We start from the raw sequence: 4,257 nt of genomic DNA, 5'->3' as shown, positions 1-4,257 counted from the left end.
GTTGCGGCCCGGGCCGCATCCCGGGCATGACAGGAGTGTAACGCGTGGCGACCCGGCTGCGCCCGGAACCTCCACATTTTCTCGACAAACGTCAGCTCGGGCTGACGGACTCCAGCAGCCGGTCGGTGGCTGCGGCCGCCCGCCAGTCCAGCGCGGTGACGCCACCGCTGTCGTGCGTGGTCCAGGTCACGCTGACCTGGCGGTAGCCGAAACGGACCTCCGGATGGTGATCGAGGGCATCGGCCAGGTCCATGAGACCGGTGACGAAGGCGCGCACCTGCGCGAAGCCGGCCAGGGCGATGTCCGCCTCCAGCCGGTCCGGCAGCAGTCGCCAGCGCGGCGACAGCGCCGGCCGCCCCGCCTCCACCGGCACGCTGTTCATGCGCCGGTCACCGCCTTCGGCCGCACCGCGCGGTGGAAGGCATTCTGCGCCGGCATGCGATCGTGCTCCGGCAGCTGGAACAGCTTGGTGTTGAGCGAAGAGCCGCCATCGACGCACAGGCAGGCGCCGCTCACGTAGGACGCGCCCGGCGACAGCAGGAAGACGATGGTGCTGCTGATCTCGTCCTCGTCGCCCATGCGCTTGGCCGGAATGTAGTGGCGCATCATCGGGATCACGGTCTGCGCGAACGACGGGTCGTAGCGGTCCATGCCGCTGGAGGCGATGAAGCCCGGCGCCACCGCGTTGACGCGCACGCCGGCATGCGCCCACTCCACGGCGGCGGTCTCGGTAAAGCTGAGCATGCCCATGCGCGCCGCGCCGGAGTGGCCCATGCCCGGCATGCCGCGCCACATGTCGGCGACGATGTTGACGATGCTGCCGCCGTGCTGCTGCATGGACTGCTTGAACACCTCGCGCGCGAACAGGAAGCCGCCGGTCAGGTTGCTGTTGACCACGGCATCCCAGCCCTTCTTGGAGATATGCATGAGCGGCGACGGGAACTGGCCGCCGGCATTGTTGACCAGCCCGTGGATGGCACCGCGTTCGGCCACCACCTGCGCCACGGCGGCGGTCACCGCCTCCTCGTCGCGGATGTCCAGGCTGAGGAAGGAGGCCGAGCCGCCATCCTCGCCGATTTCGGCGGCGGTGGCCTGCAGGCGCTCGACATTGCGGCCGACCAGCACGACGTGGGCGCCGAGCGCGGCCAGCTCGTGGGCGGCGCAGCGGCCGATGCCGGAGCCGCCGCCGGTGACGATATGGGTCTGGCCGGCGAACAGGCCGGGACGGAAAACCGAACGATAGGACATGAGCGAGGAAATCCCTGACAGTGAAAATTACATGGTTATGAAGAAAACGCCATGCAATGACACAAGGACGTGACCGCAAAGTCAAGCACCACCGTCGCCCGCCGCCATGCGCGGGCCTCGTGGCACGGTCGCGGCGCCCGCAGCCAGGACCGTGTGGCGTCGGCACGCCGCCTCAGCCGGGCGGATCCGGCGCCCGCAGCTGGTCCAGGATCGGACACTCCGGCCGGGCATCGCCATGGCAGCAGTCGGCCATGGCGGCGATGGCATCGCGCATGCGGCCGAGGTCGGCGATGCGCGCGTCGAGGTCGGCGACCTGGCGCAGCACCAGCGCCTTGACGTCGGCACTGCTGCGCGTCGGGTCCTGCCACAGCGACATCAGCCCGCGGATGCTGTCGATGGGAAAGCCCAGCTCGCGGGCATGGCGCACGAAGCGCAGGCTGTCGAGGTCGGCCTGGCTGTAGTGGCGGTAGCCCGATGCCGTGCGCGGCGACGCCGGCAGCAGGCCGATGTCCTCGTAGTAGCGGATCATCTTGGCGCTGAGGCCGGTGGCGCGGGCGGCGGCGCCGATGTTCATGCGCCCTCCCCGCGCCCGCCGGCCGCGCCAGGGCCGGCAACGCCGCCGCGGTCCGCCGGCAACACCGCCGTGCGCGCAACGGCCGCATCCGCCGCCGGCCGCCAGCGCTTGAGCAGCAGCGCGTTGGCCAGCACGCTGACGCTGGAGAACGCCATGGCGGCACCGGCCACCACCGGCGACAGCAGCCCGGCGGCGGCCAGCGGAATGCCGGCGACGTTGTAGATGAAGGCCCAGAACAGGTTCTGGCGGATCTTGCGCCAGGTCCGCCGCGAGATGTCGAGGGCATCGGCGGCCAGCGCCGGGTTGTCGCGCATCAGGGTGATGCCGGCGGTGTGCATGGCGACATCGGTGCCGCCGGACATGGCCATGCCGACATCGGCCGCCGCCAGCGCCGGGGCGTCGTTGATGCCGTCGCCGACCATGGCGACGCGCCGCCCCTCGGCGCGCAGCGCGGCGATGCGCGCGGCCTTGCCGTCCGGCAGCACCTCGGCCTCGGCGACATCGATGCCGACCGCGTCGGCCACGCGCCGCGCCGCGCCGGCATGGTCGCCGCTGAGCATGGCGGTGCGGATGCCCAGCGCGTGCAGCCGCGCCACCGCCGCCACTGCCTCCGGCCGGATGCGGTCACTGAACGCCGCCAGCCCGAGCAGGCGCGGCGCCGCGCCACCGGCCACGGCATCGCTGCTGCCAGCCGCCTCGGCGCCAGCAGCCGGACCGGCATCGACCAGCCAGGACAGGCTGCAGCCCTCTTCCGCCAGACGCGACGCCTCGTGGTCCAGCACCGAGACATCGACGCCGAGCTGCGTCATCAGGCGACGGTTGCCGAGCTGCAGCAGGCGGCCGCCGACCACGCCGCTCTGGCCCAGCCCGGGCAGCACGCGGGCATCGGCCACCGCCAGCAGCGTCATGCCCTGCACCTCGGCATGGCGCACGGCGGCACGCGCCAGCGGGTGCTCGCTGCCCTGCTGCAGGCTGGCCAGCAGACGCAGCAGGCGGACATCGACAGCGCCAGCCTCAGAGGGCGCGGCGGCCTCATCCTCGACGTCAGACCCGACATCAGACCCGGCACCGCCCTCCGCCGCGCCCGGCACCGCCAGCAGCGCAGCGACCTCGGGCCGGCCGGCGGTCAGCGTGCCGGTCTTGTCGAACACCACCATGTCGATGGCATGCGCGGTCTCCAGCGTGTCGGCGTCGCGGATCAGGATGCCGTGCCGCGCCGCCACGCCGGTGCCGGCCATGATCGCCGCCGGTGTCGCCAGGCCGAGCGCGCACGGGCAGGCGATCACCAGCACCGCCACCGCGTGCAGCGTCGCCGCCCCGGCATCGCCGGCGAACAGCCACCAGCCCAGCCAGGTCAGCACCGCGATGACCAGCACCGCCGGCACGAACACCGCGCTGACACGGTCGACCAGGCGCTGTATCGGCGCCTTCGCCGCCTGCGCGTGCTCGACCAGGCGGATGATGCGCGCCAGCGTGCTCTCCCCCGCCACCGTCAGCGCCCGCGCCACCACCAGGCCGCTGCCGTTGATGGCGCCGGCGGTGATGCGCGCGCCCGGCTCGCGCAGCACCGGCAGGCTCTCGCCGCTGATCAGCGCCTCGTCGAACTCGCTCGCGCCTTCCAGGATCACGGCATCCACCGGCACCCGCTCGCCCGGCAGCACGACCACGATGTCATCCGGCCGCACCTCGGCCACCGGCAGCTCGCGGTCGCGGCCGTCACGGCGCACGCGCGCGGTGTCCGGCCGCAGCGCCTGCAGGGCGTGCAGCGCCGCCAGCGTCTGCCGTTTCGCGCGCGCTTCCAGCCACTTGCCCAGCAGCACCAGGGTGATGACCACCGCCGAGGCTTCGAAATAGAGATCGTGACCGCCGCTGCGCAGGTGCCACAGCGACAATCCGTAGGCCGCCGACGTGCCCAGCGCCACCAGCACGTCCATGTTGGCGGCGCCGCCGCGCAGCGCGCGCCAGCCGGCGCGGTAGAAGCGCGCGCCGAGCCAGAACTGCACCGGGGTCGCCAGCAGCCACTGCTGCCAGCCGGGCAGCATGTAGTCGTGCCCGGCCAGCATGGGCAGCGCCAGCGGCAGGCTGAGCAGCGCCGCCACCAGCACGCGCCAGCCCTCGCCGCCGGCCGCCGCGGGTGCCGGCGGCGCTTCCGGCGCATGCACCGCCGCGTCGTAGCCGGCGGCCGTGACCGCCGCGACCAGCGCCTGCGCCAGCGCGTCCGGCGACTGCCCCGGCGCGACCACGACCCGCGCCGACTCCGTCGCCAGGCTGACACTGGTCTCCTGCACGCCGGGCACCTTCGCCAGCGCCTTCTCGACGTGCCGCACGCAGGAGGCGCAGGTCATGCCGCCGACATCGAGCACGACCTCGTGCCCGGCAGCTCCGGACACGCCGGCGGTCGCCGCCGGCCCGGCACCCGCGCTCATGACGCGCTC

The 4,257-nt window shown here is 73.1% G+C and carries 4 protein-coding genes; all 4 read right to left on the bottom strand.

What is annotated here, in order from left to right; translation table 11 throughout:
- Positions 1–91 precede the first annotated feature (91 nt).
- The gene (locus C5O18_RS06925) at positions 92–382 is read right to left on the bottom strand and encodes a 4a-hydroxytetrahydrobiopterin dehydratase (RefSeq protein ID WP_105192671.1); all 291 of its coding nucleotides are present in this window, start codon (positions 380–382) and stop codon (positions 92–94) included.
- Positions 379–1,248: an SDR family oxidoreductase gene (locus C5O18_RS06920; RefSeq protein ID WP_105192669.1), complete on the bottom strand. Its 870-nt coding sequence runs from the start codon at positions 1,246–1,248 to the stop codon at positions 379–381. Before C5O18_RS06920 ends, C5O18_RS06925 begins: the two co-directional genes overlap by 4 nt.
- 172 nt (positions 1,249–1,420) lie before the next feature.
- Positions 1,421–1,822, bottom strand: coding sequence for a Cu(I)-responsive transcriptional regulator (gene cueR, locus C5O18_RS06915; RefSeq protein ID WP_105192667.1), 402 nt, complete (start codon positions 1,820–1,822; stop codon positions 1,421–1,423).
- Positions 1,819–4,257 (bottom strand): heavy metal translocating P-type ATPase (locus C5O18_RS06910; protein ID WP_105192665.1); only part of this gene is annotated, 2,439 nt, incomplete at its 5' end. The genes C5O18_RS06910 and cueR, both read right to left, overlap by 4 nt.

The organism is Amnimonas aquatica, assembly GCF_002943415.1.
In the GTDB taxonomy this organism is placed as follows: Bacteria; Pseudomonadota; Gammaproteobacteria; order Pseudomonadales; family Moraxellaceae; genus Perlucidibaca; species Perlucidibaca aquatica_A.
The sequence above is the reverse complement of the archived record's forward strand: the minus strand, read 5'-3'. Positions and strand labels throughout refer to the sequence as shown.